Source organism: Streptomyces naganishii JCM 4654 (assembly GCF_014650575.1).
GTDB lineage: Bacteria > Actinomycetota > Actinomycetes > Streptomycetales > Streptomycetaceae > Streptomyces > Streptomyces naganishii.
Map to the genome: position 1 here is coordinate 25,766 of NZ_BMVF01000003.1, position 23,614 is coordinate 49,379.

General features: G+C 74.0%; 24 protein-coding genes. 11 read left to right on the top strand and 13 right to left on the bottom strand.

Annotation, left to right across the window (positions count from 1 at the left end):
• Positions 1-38: 38 nt before the first annotated feature.
• Positions 39-2,288 carry an FUSC family protein gene (locus IE217_RS05555; protein WP_190176587.1) on the top strand — a complete coding sequence of 750 codons (2,250 nt, stop codon included), beginning with the start codon at positions 39-41 and terminating at the stop codon, positions 2,286-2,288.
• Between the two features lie 43 nt (positions 2,289-2,331).
• On the opposite strand, the gene IE217_RS05560 is transcribed toward IE217_RS05555, so the two are convergent.
• The 5 genes from IE217_RS05560 to IE217_RS05580 form a co-directional block, all read right to left on the bottom strand.
• Complete coding sequence (locus IE217_RS05560; protein ID WP_190176588.1) at positions 2,332-2,763, bottom strand: hypothetical protein; 432 nt, start codon at positions 2,761-2,763, stop codon at positions 2,332-2,334.
• Between the two features lie 78 nt (positions 2,764-2,841).
• Positions 2,842-3,675, bottom strand: a complete 834-nt coding sequence (locus tag IE217_RS05565) for a DUF1206 domain-containing protein (protein WP_190176589.1) — start codon at positions 3,673-3,675, stop codon at positions 2,842-2,844.
• 213 nt (positions 3,676-3,888) lie between these two features.
• Complete coding sequence (locus IE217_RS05570; protein ID WP_308432689.1) at positions 3,889-4,173, bottom strand: DUF5133 domain-containing protein; 285 nt, start codon at positions 4,171-4,173, stop codon at positions 3,889-3,891.
• A gap of 10 nt (positions 4,174-4,183) precedes the next feature.
• On the bottom strand, positions 4,184-5,092 hold the full coding sequence (locus tag IE217_RS05575; protein ID WP_190176591.1) for a SigB/SigF/SigG family RNA polymerase sigma factor: 909 nt from the start codon (positions 5,090-5,092) through the stop codon (positions 4,184-4,186).
• Positions 5,093-5,303: 211 nt separating this feature from the next.
• Positions 5,304-5,756, bottom strand: a complete 453-nt coding sequence (locus IE217_RS05580; protein WP_190176592.1) for an ATP-binding protein — start codon at positions 5,754-5,756, stop codon at positions 5,304-5,306.
• 118 nt (positions 5,757-5,874) lie between these two features.
• On the opposite strand from IE217_RS05580, the gene IE217_RS05585 reads away from it, so the two are divergent.
• The 3 genes from IE217_RS05585 (at position 5,875) to IE217_RS05595 (ending at position 8,395) form a co-directional block, all read left to right on the top strand.
• Positions 5,875-6,096, top strand: a complete 222-nt coding sequence (locus IE217_RS05585; RefSeq protein WP_190176593.1) for a 3-deoxy-D-manno-octulosonic acid transferase — start codon at positions 5,875-5,877, stop codon at positions 6,094-6,096.
• Positions 6,097-6,176: 80 nt separating this feature from the next.
• On the top strand, positions 6,177-7,658 hold the full coding sequence (locus tag IE217_RS05590) for an aminotransferase class I/II-fold pyridoxal phosphate-dependent enzyme (RefSeq protein ID WP_190176594.1): 1,482 nt from the start codon (positions 6,177-6,179) through the stop codon (positions 7,656-7,658).
• A gap of 281 nt (positions 7,659-7,939) precedes the next feature.
• Positions 7,940-8,395 carry a cyclic nucleotide-binding domain-containing protein gene (locus IE217_RS05595; RefSeq protein ID WP_189703747.1) on the top strand — a complete coding sequence of 152 codons (456 nt, stop codon included), beginning with the start codon at positions 7,940-7,942 and terminating at the stop codon, positions 8,393-8,395.
• A 17-nt stretch (positions 8,396-8,412) separates the two neighbouring features.
• On the opposite strand, the gene IE217_RS05600 is transcribed toward IE217_RS05595, so the two are convergent.
• Together IE217_RS05600 and IE217_RS05605 are read right to left on the bottom strand one after the other, a co-directional pair.
• Positions 8,413-9,840 (bottom strand): MFS transporter, encoded by a 1,428-nt coding sequence (locus IE217_RS05600; protein ID WP_190176595.1) that lies wholly within the window; start codon positions 9,838-9,840, stop codon positions 8,413-8,415.
• A 76-nt stretch (positions 9,841-9,916) separates the two neighbouring features.
• Positions 9,917-10,534 carry a LysE/ArgO family amino acid transporter gene (locus IE217_RS05605; protein WP_190176596.1) on the bottom strand — a complete coding sequence of 206 codons (618 nt, stop codon included), beginning with the start codon at positions 10,532-10,534 and terminating at the stop codon, positions 9,917-9,919.
• 69 nt (positions 10,535-10,603) lie between these two features.
• Here IE217_RS05605 and IE217_RS05610 point away from each other — a divergent pair, with 69 nt between their 5' ends.
• Complete coding sequence (locus tag IE217_RS05610; protein ID WP_190176597.1) at positions 10,604-11,518, top strand: LysR family transcriptional regulator ArgP; 915 nt, start codon at positions 10,604-10,606, stop codon at positions 11,516-11,518.
• Here the strand turns inward: IE217_RS05610 and IE217_RS05615 are convergent.
• Positions 11,515-12,234 (bottom strand): TetR/AcrR family transcriptional regulator, encoded by a 720-nt coding sequence (locus IE217_RS05615; protein ID WP_190177001.1) that lies wholly within the window; start codon positions 12,232-12,234, stop codon positions 11,515-11,517. The two genes, IE217_RS05610 and IE217_RS05615, sit on opposite strands and share 4 nt — an antisense overlap.
• Before the next feature lie 263 nt (positions 12,235-12,497).
• On the opposite strand from IE217_RS05615, the gene IE217_RS05620 reads away from it, so the two are divergent.
• Both IE217_RS05620 and IE217_RS05625 read left to right on the top strand, forming a co-directional pair.
• Entirely contained in the window at positions 12,498-13,718 is a 1,221-nt protein-coding gene (locus tag IE217_RS05620) for a saccharopine dehydrogenase family protein (RefSeq protein ID WP_190176598.1), read from the top strand.
• Positions 13,719-13,864: 146 nt separating this feature from the next.
• Complete coding sequence (locus IE217_RS05625; protein WP_190176599.1) at positions 13,865-14,119, top strand: WhiB family transcriptional regulator; 255 nt, start codon at positions 13,865-13,867, stop codon at positions 14,117-14,119.
• A gap of 92 nt (positions 14,120-14,211) precedes the next feature.
• On the opposite strand, the gene IE217_RS05630 is transcribed toward IE217_RS05625, so the two are convergent.
• Both IE217_RS05630 and IE217_RS05635 read right to left on the bottom strand, forming a co-directional pair.
• Positions 14,212-14,670: a DUF6098 family protein gene (locus tag IE217_RS05630; protein ID WP_190176600.1), complete on the bottom strand. Its 459-nt coding sequence runs from the start codon at positions 14,668-14,670 to the stop codon at positions 14,212-14,214.
• A gap of 278 nt (positions 14,671-14,948) precedes the next feature.
• Positions 14,949-16,349 (bottom strand): M1 family metallopeptidase, encoded by a 1,401-nt coding sequence (locus tag IE217_RS05635; RefSeq protein ID WP_190177002.1) that lies wholly within the window; start codon positions 16,347-16,349, stop codon positions 14,949-14,951.
• A gap of 188 nt (positions 16,350-16,537) precedes the next feature.
• Here IE217_RS05635 and IE217_RS05640 point away from each other — a divergent pair, with 188 nt between their 5' ends.
• Positions 16,538-16,696, top strand: coding sequence for a hypothetical protein (locus IE217_RS05640; RefSeq protein ID WP_190176601.1), 159 nt, complete (start codon positions 16,538-16,540; stop codon positions 16,694-16,696).
• A 485-nt stretch (positions 16,697-17,181) separates the two neighbouring features.
• Here the strand turns inward: IE217_RS05640 and IE217_RS05645 are convergent, their stop codons facing one another.
• Complete coding sequence (locus tag IE217_RS05645) at positions 17,182-18,855, bottom strand: FAD-binding dehydrogenase (protein ID WP_190176602.1); 1,674 nt, start codon at positions 18,853-18,855, stop codon at positions 17,182-17,184.
• 17 nt (positions 18,856-18,872) lie between these two features.
• On the bottom strand, positions 18,873-19,580 hold the full coding sequence (locus IE217_RS05650) for a TetR/AcrR family transcriptional regulator (RefSeq protein WP_229865057.1): 708 nt from the start codon (positions 19,578-19,580) through the stop codon (positions 18,873-18,875).
• A 198-nt stretch (positions 19,581-19,778) separates the two neighbouring features.
• On the opposite strand from IE217_RS05650, the gene IE217_RS05655 reads away from it, so the two are divergent.
• From IE217_RS05655 to IE217_RS05665, 3 genes are all read left to right on the top strand, one after another.
• Positions 19,779-20,411 carry an alpha-ketoglutarate-dependent dioxygenase AlkB gene (locus tag IE217_RS05655; protein ID WP_190176603.1) on the top strand — a complete coding sequence of 211 codons (633 nt, stop codon included), beginning with the start codon at positions 19,779-19,781 and terminating at the stop codon, positions 20,409-20,411.
• Between the two features lie 96 nt (positions 20,412-20,507).
• Positions 20,508-21,278, top strand: a complete 771-nt coding sequence (locus IE217_RS05660; RefSeq protein ID WP_190176604.1) for an MBL fold metallo-hydrolase — start codon at positions 20,508-20,510, stop codon at positions 21,276-21,278.
• A 10-nt stretch (positions 21,279-21,288) separates the two neighbouring features.
• Complete coding sequence (locus tag IE217_RS05665; RefSeq protein WP_190176605.1) at positions 21,289-22,560, top strand: DUF4032 domain-containing protein; 1,272 nt, start codon at positions 21,289-21,291, stop codon at positions 22,558-22,560.
• A 2-nt stretch (positions 22,561-22,562) separates the two neighbouring features.
• Here IE217_RS05665 and IE217_RS05670 read toward each other — a convergent pair whose 3' ends face one another.
• A complete protein-coding gene (locus IE217_RS05670; RefSeq protein WP_190176606.1) occupies positions 22,563-23,435 on the bottom strand; it encodes a universal stress protein in 873 nt (290 codons plus the stop codon).
• Positions 23,436-23,614 lie beyond the last annotated feature (179 nt).

Genomic DNA, 23,614 nt, shown 5'->3' on the forward strand with positions numbered 1-23,614 from the left:
AGGACCGGTGATCACGTGGAACGGGAGAGTACGGCGGCGTGAGGGCAGCGGAGGGGTCGCTCTGGGTCAGGGTGCGCGACCGCGTCGCGGCGTCCGATCCGGGGCTGCTGAGGCTCGCGGCCGCTTCCCGTACGGCGGGCTCGCTCGCGCTGACCCTGGCCGTGCTCGCCGTGCTGGGCTCCCCCGTCACCCATCTGGTGGGCGGCGCCATCGCGTCGATGGTGGCGTCCTTCGCGATCCGCGAGAAGCAGCGCTCCCAGCAGGCCGTCACCCTCGCCCTGGGACTGCCCGTCGCACTGGCGTCGGTGTCGCTGGCCGCGCTGCTCAACACGCGTGTGGTGGCCGGGGACGTCTTCTTCGTGGCGCTGATCTTCTGCGCGGTCTACAGCCGCCGGTTCGGTGACCGGGGCAACGCGCTCGGCCTGATCGGCTTCCAGATCTACTTCATGTCCCTGTTCGTCGGCGCGACCGCGGCGACGCTGCCGGGCCTGTACGCCGTGCTCGCCGTCGCGTTCGGGTGCAGCGCACTGGTCCGCTTCGTGATCGTGTACGAGACGCCCGCGGGCATCCTCCAGCGGCTGCGCGAGGCGTTCCGGGTGCGTCTGGCCCAGCTGGTCTCCGCCCAGATCGAGTTGCTGGACGCGGGCCCCGACGAGGCCGACAAGGCCCTGGAGACGGTGCGCGAGGGCACGGCCCGGCTGCACGAGACGGCCATGATGATCCAGGGCCGGCTGGAGGAGGGCACCGCCGACGAGGCCGTGGCGCGGCTGGTGCAGCGGCGGATCGCGGGCGCCGAGATCGCCGCCGAGCGGCTGGGCCTGCTGCTCCTGAACGCCCGCAGCGCCGAGCGGACGAACACGCTCACCCTGCACCTGCCCGGCGCGCCCGTGCCCTCGGGCGGCGAGCTGCCGGTGCGGGACCGGGCCCGCGACATGCTGCGCCGGGACCTGGGAGCGCTGCGCATACTGGTGCTGCGGCCGGTCGGTGAGGGCGGCACCGCGATGTCGCACCTGCGCAACCGGCTCCTCGGCTACCGCGACGAGGAGAACCTGCCGCCCGCATCGGCCCCCGTGCAGGACGTCTTCCGCGGCATCGGCGAGGCGGCTCGCGCGGTCATGGGTCTGAGGGTCGCACTGGACGGCCCGCAGGACGAGTCCGACGACTCCCCCGCCACCACCCGCTCCCGGGAGGAGCTGGACGCCGAGAGCGCGGCCATCGAGGGCGCCGAGGAGGGCGAGCGGGAGGAGCAGGAGGCCCCGACCGGGTTGCGGCGGCCGACCACACGGGCCGCGGTGCAGGTCTCGGTGGGGTCGGCGCTGGCGATCGTCGGCGGCGAGTTCCTCTCCAGCCAGCGCTGGTACTGGGCGGTGCTGACCTGCTGGATCGTCTTCATCAACACCTCCTCCACGGGCGAGATCGTGGTCAAGGGCTACCGCAGGCTGCTGGGCACCGTGCTCGGGGTGGTGGCCGGCATCCTGCTGGCGGGCCTGGTCGGTCCGCACACGTGGACCGCGCTGGGCATAGTGCTGCTGTTCGTCTTCGCGATGTTCTACACCGCCCCGCTGTCGTACACGCTGATGTCGTTCTTCGTGACCGCCGCGCTGGGGCTGCTCTACACGCTGCTGCACAGGTACAGCTGGGAGGTGCTGGTGCTGCGGGTGGAGGAGACCGCGCTCGGTGCCGCCTGCGGGATCATCGCCGCCGCCCTGGTGCTGCCGGTGCGCACCGACCGCCGTACGAACGAACTGCTGGTGACCGTGCTCCGGCGGCTGTCCGAGGTCACCGGGGCCGCCGTCGAGCAGCTGAGCGGTGGTCCGGGGGACGACCTGCTGGACCGGGCACGCGATCTGGACCGGGCGCTCGGCGACCTGCGCTCGGCCACCCAGCCCCTGACGCACCCGATCACTCCGTTGCGCACCAGGCGCGACACGGCCCAGTACCTCGTGGCCCTGCTGGAGACGTGCGCCTACCACGCGCGTTCGCTGGCGGCGACGGCCGAGCTGCTGCCCACCCATCCCTCGATCGCGGCGGACCCGCGGCTGCGCCGGGCCTGCGCGCGGATCACCCACAACATCTCGGTGATCAGCGCGCACCTGACGGACGAGCACTGCGAGGACGCGATGGAGACGGGACCGAGCATCGCCTCGATGCTGGAGGACGCGGCACCCGGCAGCAGCCGCTACGGCCGTGTCACCGACCGGGTGCTGCGGCATCTGCAGCGGCTGGACGAGGCGGTGCTGGGCCTCGCCCGTCCGCTGGAGGTGCCGGTGCCGGAACCCGGTCGGTGACGGCGACGCCGGGCTTCGGCCGGGGTCTTGGCGGGGGCGCGGCTCAGAAGTCGCTGGGCATGTCGCTCGCCTCGGCGATGGCTCGCAGTTCCTCGGTGTCGCGATGGCGGTCGCGGATGTAGTCGGCGATCTCGGTCAGCCGTCCGGGATCCGCCGCGGTCGCCGCGTCGGTGACCACCCGGACCGGGCCGGTCTCCTCGATGTCCAGCACCACCAGCTCGTTGTCCAGCCTGCCGGTGACCGCGGTGGCGATCACCAGGGCGGCCTCGTCCCGTATCTCCTGGGGCAGTCCCTCGGCCTGGGCGGCGTCCAGGGGGAAGTCGGCGGAGGGCACGCCCTGCTCGTCGATGGCCCGCAGGACCGGGTCGACGACGTCGAGCAGCTGCGCGTAGTCCTCCTCGGGCATGCGGACCCGCAGGAGGTCGAGGTAGACCTCCACGGCCCGGCCGTCGTGCGGAAGCTCGTCATCGTTCATCCGCTCCGTGTTCCCCTCGGGGACGGCCTCAGACTCGACGGGCGGGGCCGGCGCGAAAAATCGTCGGGGGAACGGCGGTCAGACCCGGCGCCAGCGGGCCAGCGCGAAGGAGAACAGCCCGAACAGCACCAGCCCGGCCGCGACCAGCACCAGCAGCCACGGCCCGAAGGGCGTGCCGGCGAACGAGCGCAGGGTGTCGTCGAGCCCCTTCGCCCTGTCGGGCCGGGCGTCTACCGCGGCCCGTACGGCGAAGGCGCCCGCGGCGGCGAACACCAGCCCCCGCGCGCTGCCCCCGCCGACACCGGTGACGTCGACCAGGCGCCGGGTCCGCCGCGAGAGCGCGCCGAGCTTCAGCTTGTCGTGGTAGGAGCGGCGCACGGCCTGCACGCCGATCCACACGCCGGCCACCGCGATGCCCACGCCGACGGCCCCGACCAGCCACTGGCCGGCCGGCACGCCCAGCGCGCGGGCGGTCAGGTCCCTCGACTGCTCGTCGCTGGACCTGCTCCGGCCGCTTCCGGCCGCGAAGGACAGCACGGACCAGGCGACGCAGACGTAGAACACGCACCGCACGACGGCCAGCAGCCGCTTGCCCGGCTTGCGGCCGTCCGGCCCGGCCGATCCGAACACCGCCTCGGACAGCCGCCACAGCGCCATCCCGGCCAGTCCGGCGCCCAGCGCCCAGAGCAGCACCGCGCCGAGCGGCTCGTGCGAGAGCGCGGCGAGCGCCCCCTCGCGGTCGGCCTGCTGCCCGCCGTCGCCGAAGGCGACCCGCAGCGCCAGCACCCCGACCAGCAGATAGATCACGCCGCGTGCGGCCAGTCCGGCCCGCGCGGCCCCCTCCGTCACCGAACCCTTCGCCGCGCGCCGGACTCGCGTCCGCGCGGGCCGGGCCATGGCACTCGTGTCCATCTCCACCTCCGGACAAGCGGATGCCCCGGCTCGCCCCCGGCACACCGGGCGTCCGCGGTGCGGGCGGGCACACCGCTGCCCGCGGGCGTTCGGAAACGCACGCGGGCAGCGGGGTACGGCGCGATACGACGGAATATGGCGGGTACGGCGGCGGAGGGCCGCCGGTGCTCAGGCGGTGGGCCGCCAGTGCTGAGGCGGGAGGACCGCCGGTGCTCAGGCGGGCTGGGGCGTCACCCGTGCGTCACCGGTCACGGGGGCGGTCCTGGTCACCGGAGTGACGGGTACCCGCGCGGCGGCGCGAGGGGCCCCCGCGGCCGCGAGCATCCGGTGGGCGGCCTCCAGGGCGGGGCCGACCGCGCGCGTGCCCGTCGACACGCAGAGCGTGTACGCGAGGTCCTGCGACCGGGTGCTCCGGCCGCTCGCCGCGGTGCGCTGTTCCTCGGCGAGCGCCGTCTCGTACTCGTCGAGGAGCCTGCGCAGGAATTCGGGGTGGGGCATCAGCACTCGGTCACGCTCCAGTGGTGTTCGTGGGCCGGGTCGGGTTGCCGCGGCGGCCGGTCCGCTCCGCCATCACCTCGTTGCGCACCCGGGCGCAACTGCGGCTGATCAGACGGGAGACGTGCATCTGGGAGATGCCGAGCCGGTCGGCGATGCGGCTTTGTGTCATGTCCTCGAAGAAGCGCATGTAGAGGATGGCGCGTTCGCGTTCGGGAAGCCGGCGCAGTCCTTCCTTGGCCGACTCCCGGTCGACGACGGTGTCGTAGGAGCCGTCCGCCGAGCCCAGGGTGTCGGCGAGGCTGTAGCCGTCCGCGCCGGTGGCGAGTTCGGCGTCCAGCGACAGGGTGCTGAAGCTCTCCAGCGCCTCCATGCCCGCGTTGACCTCCTCCTCGGTCAGCCCGGTGTGGGCCGCGATGGCGGCGACCGAGGGCTCGGGGCTGCCCGGGTGCTGGGTGAGCTCGCGGCGGGCCACGCGCACCTTGTTGCGCAGTTCCTGGACCCGGCGGGGCACGCGCAGCGCCCACATCCGGTCCCGGAAGTGCCGCTTGACCTCACCGGTGATGGTGGGCACGGCGTAGCTCTCGAAGGCCCCCCGGTCCGGGTCGAACCGGTCGATCGCCTTGACCAGTCCCAGCGCCGCCACCTGCCGAAGGTCCTCGATCGACTCGCCGCGGTCTCGGAAGCGGCCCGCGATGCGGTGGGCCATGGGCAGCCACGCGGTGACGAGTTCATCGCGGACGGCGTCCCGTTCGGGGCCCTCCCCGGCGTCGGCCAGACGCCTGAACAGGGCGGCGGTCTCGGGAGCGTCGTCGTGCTGCCGCCGGGCGGGTCCGGCGTGGTCCTCCCGGGCTCCGGGTCCCGCGGGGGTGGCGTGGTCTTCGTGGGCGCCAGGGCGGCTTGTCGACATATCGATGAGCATGCGGAATCGCTCCTGAACGGTGGTTTCAGGGAATGACCGCGGAAGGGATCGCACTGTCCGGTGGCACCTGGAGGGCCTACCGGAGCAGTCGTGCCGCTCCCGCCGACGCGCCTCCGGTCCGAAGCACGAGTTTCCGTCTGCCCGGGAGTCGGACGGGCAAACTCCGTTTCGGGCAATCCTTTGCAGCGGGCAATGCTTCGGCGCCACCCGCTCAGGTCAGGGGCACCACGGCCGTGATGCACTTGCCGCCGGAGGGCAGGTCGCAGACCTGGACGTCCTGGGCGAGCCGGCACACGATCGGCCAGCCGCGCCCGCCGGACGGGCGCCGGCCCTGACGGTCCACGGGCGGCCGGGCCACCGGGAGCCGGTCGCTGCGGTCGCTCACGCAGACCCGTACGCCGCGTCCGACGACGTCGACGTGGAAGTCGGTCATGCCGCCGCCGTGCAGGATGGCGTTGGTCGTGAGTTCCGAGGCGACGAGCTGGGCGTCGGAGAGGGCGTGGGCGTCGCACCGGGTGTGGGTGCTGCGGCAGCACTCGCTGATCACGCGTTCCACCACCCGGCGGGCGTCGGCGGGCTCACACGGCCCGGGATGCGCGCAGAGGCCTGCGGCGTACGACTGCTCGATGAGGAAATCGGAATCGGTCCTGTGCTTCTCGCACATCTCCTCGCTCCCTGGTCCGCGGGTCTCCCCATCCGGCTAGCCCCGGCGGGAGCGGGCAAACATGCGGCTTCGCACCGCGCGGGGCCTACGGAGCGACGGGAGCGGGTACGCGGACGGCATGACCGAAGTAGTGGACTCGGACGAGTTGTTGCGGCGCATCCAGCGCGCCAGGGCCTGCGCCGCCGAGGAGGAGCACCGGTGGCGGGGCCGCCGCGAGAGCCTCGGCGCGGACGACACGGAGGCGGCGCGCGAGGCGGCCGTCCGGGTGGTGAGCTACGAGACCGTCCTGCGCGTACTGGACGAGATCCTGACCCCGGGACGCCGGCCGGCGCAGGGCTGACCGGCGGTCTGCCGCCGGCCGGGAGGGCCGGGCCGGGAAGCGGCCGACTGGAGTGCGCGGGTCCGGGTACCCGCGCGGCCATGTCTGTCGATCACACCCGTGCACCGATCCTGGAAGCCCTCGAGGAGTACCACCGCGCCGGGCGGCTGTCGTTCACGCCACCCGGGCACAAGCAGGCCAGGGGCGCCGACCCCGCCGTACGCGCGGTGCTCGGCGACGCGGTGTTCCTGGGGGACGTACTGGCCTCGGGCGGTCTGGACGACCGGCTCATGCGCGGCCAGGTGCTGCAGCGGGCCGAGGAGCTGATGGCGGACGCGGTCCACGCCGAGCAGACCTTCTTCACCACCTGCGGCAGTTCCCTGTCGGTGAAGGCGGCGATGCTGGCCGTCGCGGGCCCGCACGAGAAGCTGCTGATCGGCCGGGACGCCCACAAGTCGGTCGCCTCCGGGCTGGTCCTGTCGGGCATCCAGCCGGTCTGGGTGGAACCCCGCTGGGACGCCGAGCGGCACATCGCCCATCCCCCGTCCGCCGCGGAGTTCGAGCGTGCCTTCGAGGCCCACCCCGACGCCAAGGGCGCCCTGCTCACCAGCCCGACGCCGTACGGCGCCTGCGCGGACGTGCGCGCGGTGGCCGAGGTGTGCCACCGGCGCGGGGTGCCGCTCGTGGTGGACGAGGCGTGGGGCGCGCACCTGCCGTTCCACCCCTCTCTGCCGTCCTGGGCGATGGACGCGGGCGCCGACATCTGCGTGACCAGCATCCACAAGATGGGCAGCGGACTGGAGCAGGGTTCCGTCTTCCATCTGCAGGGCGGCCTGGTGCCTCCGGAGCTGCTGAAGGCACGGGCGGACCTGCTGGGCACGACCAGCCCGTCGGTGCTGATCTTCGCCGGTCTCGACGGCTGGCGCCGCCAGATGGCGCTGCGCGGCCGTGAACTCGTCGGCGGGGCGCTGGCACTGGCGGCCGAGGTGCGCCCGGCGATCGAGGCCATCGACGGACTGCACGTCAACGACCGGGACGACTTCTGCGGCCCCTCGCTCGCCGACGACTTCGATCCGCTGCCCGTCGTCATCGACGTCACCGGGCTCGGCGTCACCGGCTACCAGGCGGCCGACTGGCTGCGCGAGCACCGCGCGGTGGACGCCCACCTGAACGACCACCGCCGGATCGGCGCCCAGCTCACCCACGGCGACGACCGTGGAACGGCCGACGAGTTGCTGGCCGCGCTGAAGGACCTCGCGGGCGCCGCGCCCGGCCTCTCCCCGGCGCCCCGGGTCGACGTCCCGGCCCCGGGCGAGCTGCGCATGGAGCAGGCGCTGCTGCCGCGGGACGCGTTCTTCGGCCCCGCCGAGCAGGTGCCGGTGAGCGAGGCGGCCGGCCGCGTCGCGGCGGAGATGATCACGCCGTATCCCCCGGGCATCCCGGCCGTGCTGCCGGGCGAGCGGCTGACCGAGCCGGTGCTGCGCTACCTCACCACCGGGCAGGCGGCGGGGATGAACCTGCCGGACGCGAACGACCCCGGCATGGGCTCCGTGAGGGTGGTGGCCGGCGACTCCGCCGGGTGAGGGTGTGACACCGGAGTGAAACCGGTCACGTGACCCGCTCCCGGCTGCGTGAAACCACCTCAGTTGGTTTATCGTTCATACATACGCGGCGACGGGGTCGACCCCAACGTCCCCCGTGCGCCGCCGCATACGGCCCTGGTTGGCTTCCCCCGTCCAGCCAGGGCTTTTTAACGCCCGCACACGGCGAACCCGTACCGCCGAGGTGCCCGCTCCGTGCCGAGCCGCTGAAATGGGCTTGAGGCACATGCGCGGAACCCATCGCCGGCGAGGAGCCCCGGGCCATGACCAAAGCGATAAAACTGCTGACCGCCCTCCCCCAGAAGCAGCGCGAACGTCTGATGGAGCTCGCCCACGAGGTGTCCTTCCCCGAGGACGCCCGGATCTTCGAGGCGGGCGGCACGGCCGACCGCTTCTGGGTCATCCGCTCCGGAGCCGTCCATCTGGACCAGCAGGTCACGGCCACGCGGCGGGTCACGGTCGGCAGCCTGGGCGCGGGCGACCTGCTGGGCTGGTCCTGGCTGTTCCCGCCGTACACCTGGGACTTCGGGGCCGAGGCCTTCAGCCAGGTGCGCGCCTACGAGTTCGACGCCTCGGCCGTGCTGGCCGTGTGCGTGGAGGACCCGCTGCTGGGCCTTTCGCTGGTGCGCACGGTCGCCGAGATCCTCGCCCACCGCCTGGAGCTGACCCGCGGCAAGCTGCTGGAGCAGTACACGATCTCCCGGGGGCGGGGCCTGTAGCGGCCCGGGCCCTGCCGTCAGACGCGGTAGCGGCGCAGCGCCGGCACGGCCCCCGCCAGGACCATCATCAGCACGACGACGAGGAGTCCGCCGCCGGTGACGGCCGCGCGGGGGCCGAGCACCGAACCGGCGGTGCCGTGCAGCACGTCGGCCAGGCGCGGGCCGCCCGCGACCACCACCGTGAAGACGCCCTGCATCCGGCCGCGCATCTCGTCGGTGGCGGCGGACAGCAGGATCGCGCCGCGGAAGACCATGGAGACCATGTCGGCGACGCCGGCGACGGCGAGGAACGCCACGGCCACCCACAGGCTGGAGCTGAGACCGGACCCGGCGACGGCCACGCCCCAGGCGATCACCGCGCCGATGACCATCCAGCCGTGCCGGCGCGCCCGGGAGAAGGTGCCGGAGAACAGACCGCCGGCCACCGCGCCGATGGGGATCGCCGCGAACAGCAGGCCGAGCGCGAGGCCCTCGCCGTAGGGGGCGTACGTCTGCGCGGCGAGCTGCGGGAAGAGGGCTCGGGGCATGCCGAGGACCATGGCGATGATGTCGGCGAGGAAGGACAGCAGCAGCACCCGGTGGCCGGAGATGTAGCGGAACCCGGCGGCGATCTCGCGCAGCCCGGCGCCGCGGGCGGCGGACGCGGTGAGCGGCGGCAGCGCGGGCAGCCGCAGCACCGCCCAGACCGTGACGCACAGCGCCACCGCGTCGATCAGGTACAGCTCGGGCAGCCCGATCACGGGTATGAGCGCCCCGGCCAGCAGGGGTCCGGCGACCAGGCCGGTCTGCATGACGGTGGAGCCGAGGGCGTTGGCGGCGGGCAGTTCCTCCGCGGGCACCAGCCGGGCGATGGAGGCGTTGCGGGCCGGGGAGTTGAGGCCGAAGAAGGCCTGCTGCACCGCGAGCAGCACCATCAGCACCGCGACGGAGCCGAGCCCGCTCGCGGCCTGCGCCCAGAACAGCAGCGAGGTGACGGCGATGCCGCTGTTGGTCACCAGCAGCAGCTTGCGCCGGTCCACGGTGTCGGCGACCGCGCCGCCCCACAGCGCGAACACCACCATCGGCACCAGCCCGGCCAGGCTGGCGTAGCCGACCCAGGCGGAGGAGCCGGTGATGTCGTAGATCTGCTTGGGCACGGCGACAGCGGTGAGCTGGCTGCCGACGGCGGTGACGATGGTGGAGGACCACAGCCGGCGGAAGGCGGGGCGGTGCAGCGGGCGGGTGTCCATGGCCCAGCGCCGCCAGCCGCGGCGCACGGGTGCGGCTGGATCCGGCACGGCCGGGCCGGATGCCGCGCCGCGGGCGGCCGGGCCGTCCGGTGCGGCGCTCTCCGCCGCGTCCGCCCCCGCCCCCGCGCCGGGGTCCGCGCCGGTCCCCGCCCCGGGTGCCGTGCCGCTGTCGGTGCTCTCGCTGGTGTCCACGGGCTTCCTGGTTGCTCGATACATCTTTCTGTCCGGGGTCACTATCGCAGCAACGGCCGTGTCCGTCGTACTCCCGGGGGCGGCCCGGGTGCCGCAACCGTCAGGCTCCGGCCATGAGCGTCACGCCGAGGGTGACCATGGTCGCGGCGATCAGTCCGTCCAGCACCCGCCAGGCCGAGGGCCGGACGAGGACGCGGCCGAGCAGCCGGGCGCCGAAGCCGAGGGCGGCGAACCAGCACAGGCTGGCGAGCGCGGCCCCGAGCCCGAAGGTCCAGCGCAGCGCGCCCCGGTCGGCGGCCAGCGAGCCGAGCAGGAACACGGTGTCGAGGTAGACGTGCGGGTTCAGCCAGGTCATCGCCAGGCAGGTGAGCACCGCCCGCCGCCGGGAGCCCGCCGCCTCGCCGTCCGCGCGCAGCGCCGAGTCGGCGGGCCGCAGCACCCGGCGGGCGGCGAGCACGCCGTAGCAGAGCAGGAACGCGCCGCCGATCAGCCCGATGCCGGTGAGGGCGCCCGGCCAGGCCACGACCACCGCGCCGACCCCTCCTACGCCGAGCGAGATGAGCAGCGCGTCCGACAGCGCGCAGATGCCGACGACGGCGAGCACGGCGTCACGGCGGACGCCCTGACGCAGGACGAAGGCATTCTGGGCGCCGATGGCGACGATCAGTGACAGGCCGGTGCCGAAGCCGGCCGCGAGGGCGGTCAGTGCGTGGTTCACTCCGCCGACGCTACGGAGCCGATCACCGCGCGTACAGCTAAAGATTCTTACGTACCATTAGCGGACGTGATGACGGAGCTTCCCCTCGACCAGGTGCGGACCCTGCTGGCGGTGGTCGACGAGGGCACCTTCGACGCGGCCGCCGCCGCCCTGCACGTCACCCCGTCCGCGGTGAGCCAGCGGGTGAAGGCGCTGGAGCGGCGCACCGGCCGGGTACTGCTGCTGCGCACCAAGCCGGTGCGGCCCACCGAGTCGGGCGAGGTGATCGTGCGGTTCGCCCGGCAGGTGGCCCGGCTGGAGCGGGACGCCTCGTCCGAGCTGGGCCTGAGCACGGCCGGGGAGCCGACGCGGGTGCCGGTGGCCGTGAACGCCGACTCGCTGGCGACCTGGTTCCTCGGCGCGCTGACTCGCGTGCCGCGGGAGCCGCGGCTCTGCTTCGAACTGCACCGCGAGGACGAGGACCACACGGCGGCCTTGCTGCGCGAAGGACGGGTGATGGCCGCGGTGACCTCCGCCCCGGACCCGGTGCCCGGCTGCTCGGTCAGGTCCCTGGGCCGGATGCGCTACGTCCCCGTCGCGCACCCCGGCTTCGCCGCCCGCCACCTGGACGGCCGCGCGCTGCGGGACGTGCTCGCCGAGGCCCCGGTGGTGGTCTTCGACCGGCGGGACGACTTCCAGGACGCCTTCGTGCGCGGGCTGGGCGGCGGCCACGGCGCGGCGAGCGCGCTCCGTCACTACGTCCCCACCTCGGAGGGCTTCGCCGACGCGGTCGCCGCGGGCCTGGGCTGGGGCATGGTGCCCGAGACGCAGGCCGTGCCGCTGCTCCGGGCCGGCCGCCTCACCCGCCTGGACCCGGACCGCCACGCCGAGGTCCCGCTGTACTGGCAGCAGTGGCGGCTGCACTCCCCCGCCCTGGCGGCCCTCGCGGACGCGGTGGCCGAGGCGGCGGCCGAGGCCCTGCGCACCGGGGCGGACGGGATCTAGGCGTCCGCCTCCGCACGCAGGGCGGCGAGAGTGGTCCCCGCGCTGTCCAGGAGCATGTCCAGTGCGGTGGGGTAGGCGCTGGTGACCATGCGGGTGGCCAGCAGCGGGGCCGCCTCGGCGATGCGCGGGTGGGTGGCGGCGGGCAGCCGGGCGTAGGTGGAGCGCCACATCTCCTCGTCGGCGCGCAGGGCGGCGCTCGGCAGGGCGAGCGAGGCCGCGTCCAGGGCGGCGAAGGCGAGCGTCTGGTCGACGAAGGCGTGGTAGATCCGCACCGTCTCGGCGAGCGGGAAGCCGGCCCCGCGCAGCACCTGCAGGACGGCCTCGTCGGCGGCCAGTTCGTGCGGACGGCCGGTGACCCGGTTGGCGGTCACCAGGGCGGCCTGCGGGTGGGCGACGTAGGCGGCGTGGACGCGCAGGCCGACTGACCGCAGGTCCGCCCGCCAGTCACCCGTGGGCGTCCAGCCGCGCAACGCGCTGCCGACGAGCGCGTCGCCGATGGCGAGGGTCAGGTCGTCCATGCCGCGGAAGTAGCGGTACAGGGTGCTCGGGTCGCAGTCGAGGGCCAGGCCGAGGCGGCGGGCGCTCAGGCCCGCGCTGCCGTGCTCGCGCAGCAGGCGCAGCGCGGTGTCGACGATCAGCCGCTCCGACAGCACGGTGCCACCGCGCGTCGGCCGCCGCCGGCGCCGCTTCTCCTCGGGCACCACCGGTTTGGGCACCATGCCTCCTCCTCGCTCCGGCCCCGAGCAGCTCACGCCCCGGGCCACTCCGGCCCCGGGCAGCTCAGGCTTCCAGGCCTGTCGGGCCGCCGGGCCTGTCGGGCCGCCGGGCCTGTCGGGCCTGTCGGGCCGCCAGGTCCCTTATGCCAACGCCATTGACCTTACGCGATACGCCGGAGTTGTATCACGGCTGTCACGACCGAGGGCGCGCCTCGTCCGTTGTGGAAACCGCCCGACCCCGGATACGACAGGGAGTTCTCGTCATGCGTGTACTGCTCGTGGGCGCCGGTGGCGTCGGCACGGCGATCACCCGGATCGCGGCCCGCCGCGACTTCTTCGAGGCCGTGGTGGTCGCCGACTACGACCCCGCGCGGGCCGAGTCGGCGGTCGCGGCCCTCGGTGGCGACGGCCGTTTCCTCGCCGAGCGCGTCGACGCCTCCGACGAGGCGGCGGTGGCCGCGCTGCTCGCCCGGCACCGCTGCGACGTGCTGCTGAACGCGACCGATCCGCGCTTCGTCATGCCGCTGTTCCGCGCCGCGCGCACCGCACGCGCACGGTACCTGGACATGGCGATGTCCCTGTCCCGGCCGCACCCCGAGCGGCCGTACGAGGAGTGCGGGGTCAGGCTGGGCGACGAGCAGTTCGCGCAGGCGGCCGACTGGGAGCGGGAGGGCCTGCTCGCCCTCGTCGGGATGGGGGTGGAGCCGGGCCTGTCCGACGTGTTCGCGCGGCACGCGGCCGACGAACTCTTCGACGAGATCGAGGAGATCGGCGTCCGCGACGGCGCGAACCTCACCGTGGACGGCTACGACTTCGCGCCCTCCTTCAGCATCTGGACCACCATCGAGGAGTGCCTGAACCCGCCGGTCGTCTACGAGGAGGGCCGGGGCTGGTTCACCACCGAACCCTTCAGCGAGCCCGAGGTGTTCGACTTCCCCGAGGGCATCGGGAAGGTCGAGTGCGTGAACGTCGAGCACGAGGAGGTGCTGCTGGTCCCGCGCTGGGTCGACGCGCGGCGGGTCACGTTCAAGTACGGGCTGGGCGGCGAGTTCATCGACACGCTCAAGACGCTGCACCGGCTGGGCCTGGACCGCACCGACCCCGTCACCGTGCCGGGCCCGGACGGGCGGCCGGTCGCCGTCTCGCCCAGGGACGTCGTCGCCGCGTGCCTGCCCGACCCGGCGACGCTGGGCGGGCGCATGCACGGCAAGACCTGCGCGGGCACGTGGGTGCGCGGCACCCGGGACGGGGCGTCGCGCGAGGTGTACCTGTACCACGTGGTCGACAACCAGTGGTCCATGGCCGAGTACGGCTGCCAGGCCGTGGTGTGGCAGACGGCGGTCAACCCCGTCGTCGCGCTGGAGCTGGTCGCCGCCGGCGTCTGGTCGGGCGCGGGCGTGCTGGGCCCGGAGGCCTTCCCGGCCCGGCCCTTCCTGGACCTGCTGACCGAGTACGGCTCCCCCTGGGGCATGCGCGAGGGCTGAGCGCGGGCGAGCCGGCCTGTGCGGATTCTGCGAAGGTCCGCACGGCCGGCCAATCCCGCGGTTTTGCCCCCGCGTCCGGAGGTCACCCGATGCCGGGTACGCAACTGACCAGGCACGGACGACTTTCGATCGCAGGTGACTTTCTCATGGAAAACTGGCGAGACCGCGCCGCGTGCCGCCAGGAGGACCCCGACCTCTTCTTCCCCATCGGCACCACCGGTCCGGCGCTGCTTCAGACGGAACAGGCCAAGGCGGTCTGCCGTCGCTGCCCGGTGCAGGAGCAGTGCCTGGAGTGGGCGATGGAGACCGACCAGGCCATCGGCGTCTGGGGCGGCACGAGCGAGAACGAACGCCGGGCCCTCAAGCGCCGCCGCGCGACCGCCCGCCGCCGCTACGGATAGCGGCCGCGGACCGGAAGTAGGGGCCGGGCATCAGCGCCGGGAGCGCCGCAGGAGCCGGGGATCAGCGCCTGAAGCCCCTCAGGGGCCAGGGGTCAGCCTCCGGACCGGCGCAGGGTACCCCACTCCGGCTCCTGGCGGGCCACCGCGTCGCGGGCCTCCTCTATGACATGGGAGCCGATCCAGCACAGCGGCTCCACGTCCACGACCAGCGGCTCGTTGTCGGGGCCCCGGCCCGTCTCATGGCCCTCCAGGACCCAGGGGCGCACGCCGGGGCCCTTGTCGTGGGGCAGGTGGGCGTAGTCGTAGAGCCGGCGCGCGACCCACAGTTCCACGGGGCGGTCCCCCCACCAGTCCTCCACGTCGAGCGGATTGGCCGACAGGCCCGGCATCGGCACGCCGGTGAGCTCGTCGGTGCTGGAAGTGGCGTCGAGGTCGGTCTCCGGGCCCCGCGACCAGCGGACGTACAGGCCGCGGCGCCGGCCCACGAGGGCGGCGAGGTCGGCCAGCTCGTGCACCACCCGCAGGTCGTCCGGTGCGTCGGATGCGCTCATCTCGTGCTCTCCCTCTCGCCTCAGGGGCTCGGGGTACCCGCGCCGGACGGAACGGAATCAGCCCGGAATCACAAGCTCCGCTTCTCGGCGGCGGCCAGGCACAGGGTGAGGACGCTCCCGGCGCCGGGCTCGCCGCGCGGTCGCGGCGGGCGGTGCCCGGCCGTGCCGTGGCGGATCCCCCGGGGCGGTCCTCGGCACGGCCGGGCAGCCCGTCCGCAGCGGGACCGCGCGGCGGCCACGGCTCCGGCGCACCCGGTGAGCGGCCCGGTGAGCGGCGGTCAGGCCTTGTCGGGCTTGCCCTTCGTCAACAGCCACGTGTGGAAGAGGGACTTGAGGTCCTTGCCCGACTGCCGCTCGGCGAGCGCGGTGAACTGCGCGGTGGTGCCGTGTCCGTAGCGGTGCTCGCTCGCCCAGGTGCGCAGGATACGCAGGAAGGTGCGGTCGCCGACGGCCTTGCGCAGCTCGTGCAGGACCATGGCGCCGCGGGCGTAGACGGGGGTGCCGAAGATCGCGGCGCCGCTGCCCGGGTCGCCGGCCGGGTAGGCCCACAACCTGTCGTCCGCCGGGCGGGCGTACAGCGTGTCGAACGCGTTCTGGGCGCTGGGGCCGCCGTGCTGTTCGTCGTAGAGCCACTCCGCGTAGGTGGCGAAGCCCTCGTTGAGCCAAATGTCCTTCCAGCGGGTGAGCGAGACCGAGTCGCCGAACCACTGGTGGGCGCTCTCGTGGACCAGGGTGCTCAGTGCCGGCGCCGAGTCGTACAGGGGGCGGGTCTGGGTCTCCAGCGCGTAGCCGACCTGGGGCGCGTGGTCGACGACGGCCCCGGCGGCCCGGTAGGGGTACGGCCCGAACAGCCGGCTCTCCCACTCCAGCACCGAGGGCAGCTCCTTCAGCACGGGCGCCGCCTTGGCCGCCTCGCGCGGGTCGACGGCGTTGTAGACCTTGACCCCGTCACGTGTGGTGTACTGCTCGACCTTGAACTTCCCCACGGTGGCGGTGGCGAGGTAGGCGGCCATCGGTTCCGACTGGCGCCAGCGGTAGGTGGTGCGGCCGTGCGCGGTGCGCTGCCCGCGCAGGACGCCGTTGGCCACGGCGGTGTGCCCGGCGGGGACGGTGATGGTGAAGTCGTACGACGACTTGTCCTGAGGGTGGTTGTTCGCGGGGAACCACGTCATCGCGCCCTGCGGCTCGCCGGCGACGAACGCGCCGTCGTCCGTGGGGATCCAGCCGTCCAGCGAGCCGTCGGGGTCGGTGACGGGGCCCGGGGTGCCGTTGTAGGTGACGGTGACACGGAACTCGTGGCCCTTGCGCAGGGCGGTGCGCGGGGTGACGACGAGTTCCTGGCCGTCGCGGCGGTGGGCGGCCTTGCGGTGGTCGACGGTGACGCCGGTGACCTTCAGGCCCCTGAGGTCGAGGTCGAAGCGGGTCAGGCGCTGGGTGGCCCGCGCGGTGAGCACGGCGGTGCCGTCCAGGTGCCCGGTCTTCGGGTCGTAGGCGAGGGTGAGGCCGTAGTGGCTGACGTGGTATCCGCCGTTCCCGGCGAGCGGGAAGTAGGGGTCCCCGGCTCCGGCCGAACCGGCCGAGCCCGCCGGTGCGGTCGGTCCGGCCGCACCGGTGCCGGCGCTCGCGGGACCCGCGGCGGCCAGCAGCGCGGCCACGGCGACGGGGATGGTGGCGGCCACGGCCTCGCGCCGCAGGACGGCGCCGCGCCGGGCGGGCCGCTTCTGAAGGGATGTCACAGGTACTCCTCGGGGCTGTCCGTGCGGATGCGGCGGATGATCAAGACCCACAGCGTAGGACGTGCGCGGCGCTCATCCCCCTCGTTGGGGCCAAGTCGTGCCGCGCCGCACACCGGGAGCTGCCGAAGGCCATGACGCCGTCCACCGAACCGCGCCGCTGGTACCACTCCGGCGAGGGCGCCCACGAGCGGTTCCGCCACCGCTACGATGCCGACCCGGCCGCCCCGGATGCCGCCGAACTCCTCACCTGCGTCCGCGACTTGACCCGCCAGGGCCGGGTTGCGTCCTGACCGCCTCCAAGTCAGGAGGAGCGCCGCGCCGCGGTACCGGCGGAGCCGCTGAACAAGTGAGCCGCCCGCGGCCGGAAGCGGAGCCACCCGCCCGCGGGAGCGGACAACCACGCTTCAGCGCCGCGCCGCGCGCGAGGGCGTGCCCGGCATGAGCGGCACGCCCCGCGCGGCGGCCCACCCCGCCCGCGAAGGCCACGCCCGTGCAAGCCCGCCCGCCCGCCCGTACGAGCGCCACCCCCCGGGTTCCGTGACCCGCGCATGCGCCACGCGGCCCGAGTCGCCATGACCCGCGCCAGCGGGTCGGCCCCTCCCGCGAGTCACGCCCCGGGTGAGCGTCACGCATCGCGTGAGCGCACATTCCGCGTGAGCGCACGCGCCTCCCACGCGGGCCACCCGGCCTTCACGCCACGCCCTGCACAAGCGCTCGCGCCCGCGCGATGCCAGTGCCGGCGCCGGCGGCCCACCCCGCGTGAGTGGCCCCGCGTTCAGGACGTAGCGTGCGCCGCCGCCCGGCCCGCTGCTCGGCCGGAGAAGAGGCAGCCTCCCAGGAAGGTGCCCTCCAGGGCGTTGTAGCCGTGCACTCCGCCGCCGCCGAAGCCCGCCACCTCGCCGGCCGCGTAGAGGCCCTCGACGGGCCGGCCGTCCACGCCCAGCGCGCGGGAGTCCAGGTCGGTCTGGATGCCGCCGAGCGTCTTGCGGGTGAGGACGTGCAGCTTGACACCGATGAGGGGGCCCGCCGCCGGGTCGAGGACGCGGTGCGGGACGGCGACGCGGCCGAGGCGGTCGCCGATGTAGCGGCGGGCGTTGCGGATGCCCTGGACCTGCGCGTCCTTGCTGTAGGGGTTGGTGACCTGGAGGTCGCGGGCCTCTATCTGGCGCCGTACCGCGGCGGCCTCCAGGAGCGGCTTGTCGGTCAGCGCGTTCATCTTCGCCACGAGGTCCTCGAGGGTGTCGGCGACCACGAAGTCCGCGCCGTGGCGCAGGAAGTCGCGCACCGGCCCGGGCGCCCCCTTGCCCAGCAGCCGGTCGCGCAGTACCGCCTTGCGGTCCTTGGCGGTGATGTCGGGGTTCTGCTCGGACCCGGAGAGCGCGAACTCCTTCTCGACGATGCGCCGGGTCAGCACGAACCAGGAGTGGTCGTGGCCCGCGATGTCCTCGGTGGTCCGCAGGTGCCTGAGGGTGCTCAGCGTGTCGTAGCCGGGCAGGCAGGGGTCGGGCAGCCGGCGGCCGAGGGCGTCGAGCCAGATGGAGGAGGGCCCGGGCAGGATGCGGATGCCGTGGCCGGGCCAGATCGGGTTCCAGTTCTGGATGCCCTCGGTGTAGTGCCACATCCGGTCGCGGTTGACCAGCCGTGCGCCGGCCTCGGCGCTGATGTCGAGCATCCGGCCGTCGACGTACGCGGGGACGCCGGTGACCATCCGCGCCGGCGGCGTGCCCAGCCGCTCGGGCCAGTGGCGCCGCACGATGTCATGGTTGGCGCCGATGCCGCCGCTGGTGACGATCACTGCCTGCGCGGTCAGCTCGAAGGCGCCCGTCGCGTCGCGGTTGGAGGCCACGCCGCGGGGCGAGTCGTCCGGGGCGAGCACCGTGCCGCGCACCCCCCGGGCCCCGCCGGACTCGACGATCAGCTCGTCCACGCGGTGCCGGTGGTGGAAGGTGAGCAGCCCGTCCCGCGCGGCCTGCTCGGCATGGCGGGCGAAGGGCTCGACCACGCCCGTCCCGGTGCCCCAGGCGATGTGGAAGCGGGGCACGGAGTTGCCGTGGCCGTCCGCCCTGAGGTCGCCCCGCTCGGCCCAGCCGACCGTGGGCAGCAGGGATATGCCGTGCCCGGCGAGCCAGGACCGCTTCTCCCCCGCCGCGAACTCGACGTAGGCCCGCGCCCACCGCGCGCCCCAGGTGTCCTCGTCCTCCAGCCGGTCGAACTGCGCGCTGCCCTGCCAGTCGTTCCAGGCCAGTTCGAAGGAGTCCTTGATGCCGAGGCGGCGCTGCTCCGGGGAGTCGACGAGGAACAGCCCGCCGAAGGACCAGTAGGCCTGGCCGCCGAGGTTGGCGGCGTTCTCCTGGTCGACGAGGGCGACCCGGCGGCCCCGGCTGGTCAGCTCGTGGGCCGCTACCAGGCCGGCCAGACCCGCGCCGACGACGATGACGTCCGCGTCCATGGCGACCGTCTCCTTCCTCAGTTTTCTCGTGTCCGATGTTCGGGGTGCACCGGGTGTACGGGCTCTACGGGGTGCACAGGGTGCGGTGGGCCGCCTTCGCCGCCGGTGAGCAGCGCGGTGAGCAGCTGTTTGAGCCAGGCGCGTGCGCCGTCGACGTCCTTGTCGAGCAGCAGCTGGGTGGTGACGCCGTCGTAGGCGGCGACGACCGCGTGGGCGGCGCCGTCGGCGTCGCCGAGCACGGCGGGCAGCGCGGTGTGCCTGCGGGCCCGGGCGAGCCGGTCGGCCACGGCGGCGCGCAGCCGGGCGCGGTGTTCCAGCAGGGTCCGGGCGACGGAGCGGTCGCGGGCGGCGTGCACCAGGAAGTCCGTCTTGACCAGCAGCCAGTCGAGGTCGAGCAGGAGCACCTCGGTGACCCGGTCGACCGCGGCCGGCACGTCCAGGTCTGGGCCGTCCACCGCGAGCGCCCCGGCGACCTGGTCGGCGATCAGGTCGGCGCGCTCCCGGTACAGGGCGAAGAACAGCTCGTCCAGGGTGGCGAAGTTGGAGTAGAAGGCGCCCCGGCTGTAGCCGGCGGCCTCGCAGACCTCCTCGATCGACACCCGGCCGAAGCCTTTGGCGGCGAAGACCCGGAAGGCGGCGTCGAGCAGGTTGGCCCGGGTGCGCGCCCGGCGCCTGGTGACGCGCGCGGCACCGCCCTCGCGCCGTTCCTCGTCGCGTACCGGCATGCCCGACCCCCTTCCTCGATGCATGAATGTATCCGATACACCCGTGTATCCAAAGGGCCCGCCACCTCGGGAATTCGGACGCCCGAAGATCACCGCGGTCGCCGTTCAAGACCCCGCCGTCCGCGTACTCCCTGTCCACTCCCTGTCCACCGGCACGCGACAGGAACATGTATTCGATTAAGGGGTACGCTCGGACCCATGACCGCGCACCACCTCCAGGGCTCCCTGTTCGACCAGGCCGACGAGCTCCGGCTCGGCCCGCTGGACGGGCTGCGCCGCACCGTGCTCGGCCACGGCGCCTGGATCGACGTCCTGCCGGGATGGCTCGCGGGCGCCGACGAGCTGTTCGAGCGCCTGGCCGCCGAGGTCCCCTGGCGCGCCGAGCGCCGGAAGATGTACGACAGCGTCGTCGACGTCCCCAGGCTGCTCAGCTTCTACGGCGCCGGCGACGCCCTGCCGCACCCGGTGCTCGCCGAGGCGCGCGACGCCCTGTCCGCGCACTACGCCGGCGAGCTGGGCGAGCCCTTCGTCACCGCCGGGCTGTGCTACTACCGCGACGGCCGGGACAGCGTGGCCTGGCACGGCGACCGGATCGGGCGGGGCGCGCGCGAGGACACCATGGTCGCGATCCTCTCCGTGGGAGCACCCCGCGACCTGCTGCTGCGCCCGCTGGGAGGCGGCGGCGCCACGGTCCGGCGGCCGCTCGGGCACGGCGACCTGATCGTCATGGGCGGCTCCTGCCAGCGCACCTGGGAGCACTGCGTGCCCAAGAGCGCCCGCGTCAGCGAGCCCCGGATCAGCGTCCAGTTCCGGCCGTCGGGTGTGCGCTGAGAGGGAAGCGGGCGGAGCGAGCACCCCCTGTCAGGACCGTGAGCGCGTCTGGTTGGCTGTGCCGTCGGGCAGCGGCCCGGGGATGCGGGGAGATCGATGCGGACGGACATGCGGCAAGTCGCCGACAACACCTACCTGGTGCACGGCAGCAACACCAACTGGGTGATCGTGACCGAGGGGGACGCGGCCACGCTGGTCGACACCGGCTACCCGGGCGACCGGCAGCGGTTGCTCGACTCCCTGAGGGAGGTGGGCAGTTCGCCCGAGGCGGTGGCCGCCGTGCTGATCACCCACGCCCACAACGACCACCTCGGCTCCGCCGAGTACCTGCGCCGCACCTACGGCACTCCTGTGCACCTGCACGAGGCCGAAGTCCCGCACGCCCGGCGGGAGTTCCTGCACCAGGTGAGCGTCGGGCAGGTGCTGCGCAACGGCTGGCGGCCGGGCGTGCTGCCCTGGGTCGTGCACGCGTTGCGCGTGGGCGGCACCGCGCACGTGCCGGTGACCGTGCCGGAGGCGTTCCCGGTGACCGGCGCGCTGGACCTGCCGGGCAGGCCGGTGCCCGTGCACACCCCGGGCCACACGAAGGGCCACGCGGTCTTCCACCTGCCCGACTCCGGCGTCGTGATCTCCGGCGACGCCCTGGTGAGCGGCCACCCCACCTCGCGCATCCGGGGGCCGCAGCTGCTGCCCGACATGTTCCACCACGAACGCGCCCAGGCGCTGGCCTCGTTGGCGACGCTCGAGCGGCTCGACGCCGACGTGATGCTGCCCGGGCACGGCCCCGTGCACCACGGACCGGTGAGGCTGGCCGCGCAGCGGGCCAGGGAACACGCACTGCAGGTGCGCCGGGCGGCACCCGTCTAGGCTGCGTGCCATGGCCTTGCAGATCAGCGCCACCAACCCGGAGCACCCGGCCCTCCTGCTCGAACTGCCGTGGGGGACGCCGCTGGAGGAGTGGCCCGAGGAGTACCTCGTGCCGCTGCCCCGCGGCATCTCCCGGCACGTGGTGCGCTACGCCCGCGCCGGCGAGGAGACCGTCGCCGTCAAGGAGCTCGCCGAGCGGCCGGCGCTGCGCGAGTACGAGCTGCTGCGGGACCTGGACCGGCTGGGCATCCCCGCGGTGGACGCCCTTGCGGTGGTCACCGGCCGCACCGGCAGCGCGGGCGAGCCCCTGGAACCGGTGCTGATCACACGGCACTTGGGCGGCTCGATGCCGTACCGCTCCATGTTCGAGACGACGATGCGGCCGGCCACCATGCACCGGCTCATGGACGCGCTCGCCGTGCTGCTGGTGCGGCTGCACCTGGCCGGGTTCGCCTGGGGCGACTGCTCGCTGTCCAACACGCTCTTCCGGCGCGACGCGGGCGCGTACGCCGCCTATCTGGTGGACGCCGAGACCGGCGAGCTGCACCGTCGGCTGAGCGACGGCCAGCGCGAGTACGACCTGGACCTCGCCCGGGTGAACATCAGCGGGGAGCTGCTGGACCTGGAGGCCTCGGGCGCGCTGCACCCCTCGGTCGACCCGGTCGGGTTCGGCGCGCAGATCTGCGCCCGCTACCGGGGGCTGTGGCAGGAGCTGACCCGCACGTCGGTCTATCCGGCGGGCAAGCACCACTACATCGAGCGCCGGATACGCCGGCTGAACGACCTCGGCTTCGACGTCGCCGAGATGCAGATCGAGTCCTCCCCGACCGGCGACACGGTCACGTTCGTGCCCAAGGTCGTCGACGCCGGCCACCACCAGCGGCAGTTGCTCAGGCTGACCGGTCTGGACACCGAGGAGAACCAGGCCCGGCGGCTGCTGACCGACCTGGAGAGCTGGATGGCGACCCAGGACGACTACGCCCCGGGCGACCCTCCCCCAAGCTCTCGGCTGCGCTCGAGCAGGGGGGACCCCCACGCCGCCCGCCCCGAGGTGCTGGCCCACCGCTGGGTGCGGGAGGTGTTCCGCCCGGCCGTGCGGGCCGTGCCGCGCGAGCTGCGCGGCGACATGGACCCGGCGGAGCTGTACCACCAGGTGCTGGAGCACCGGTGGTACCTCTCCGAGCGGGCCCAGCACGACATCGGGCTGGACACGGCCGTGCGGGACTACGTGGACAACATCCTGCCCGCGGCCCGCAGGACGCCGGAGCCGGCCGGGGACTGAACTCAGGTGTGCGGGACGACCGCCACCGGGCAGCCGGCGTGGTGCAGCATGGCGTGCGCGACGGAGCCGATCCGCGCGCCCACGGCGGTACGGCGGGCCCGGCGTCCCACGACCAGCAGCTGGGCGTGGCCGGCCGCGGACAGCAGCACCTGCCCGGCGCTGCCCATCTCCACGTGCTCGACGACGGGGACGGACGGGAAGCGCTCGCGCCACGGCTCCAGCGCGGCGGCCAGCCCCTTCTTCTCGTACGGCTCCAGGCCCCCGGCCTCGTCGAGGAGGCGCAGCGAGCCGGGGCTGTAGGCGAAGACCGGCGGCAGGGTCCAGGCGCGCACCGCGCGGACGGTGGCGCCGCGGGCGGCGGCCGTCTCGAACGCGAAGCGCAGGGCCTCGGCGCTGTCCTCGGGGGCGCCGTGCTGGCCGACCACGATCTCCCGGCCGCCGGCCTCCGCCGCCGCCTCGTCCCCGGCCCGCACCAGGACGACGGGCCGCGCGGACTCCGCGACCACCTGCTGTCCCACGGAGCCGACGAGGAAGCCGACGAGCGCGCCCTGTCCGCGCGAGCCGAGGACCAGCAGCTCCGCGTCGGCCGCGGCGGCGACCAGCGCCTCGGCGGCCGCGCCTTCCACGACGTCGGTGGTCACCGTCAGCTCGGGGTGCCGCTCGCAGACGGTCCGTACGGTCGTGTCGACCGCGGTGCGCACCAGGTCGCGCTGCGCCTCCCGGTCGCCGAGGTCGAAGGCGTCGTGCACCTCGAAGCGCCAGGCGTGCACCACGCGCAGGGGCAGCCCCCGGCGCACCGCCTCGCGGGCCGCCCAGGAGAGCCCCGCGAGGCTCTCCTGCGATCCGTCCACCCCTGCCGTGACCGGGCGCGTCATGCCGTCTGCCTCCTCGGGTCGGTCCACATGTGCCGGTCCCAGTCTTCCCCACGCCGCCCGCCCGGTCCGGGAGCACCCCCCGCCACCCCGCCGTCCGCGGTCGCGGGCGCGGTGCTTTTCGTGAGCGCCGCGGGGCGATCGAACATACGATGGGCGGGAGTCGGCGCGGAGACGACGGG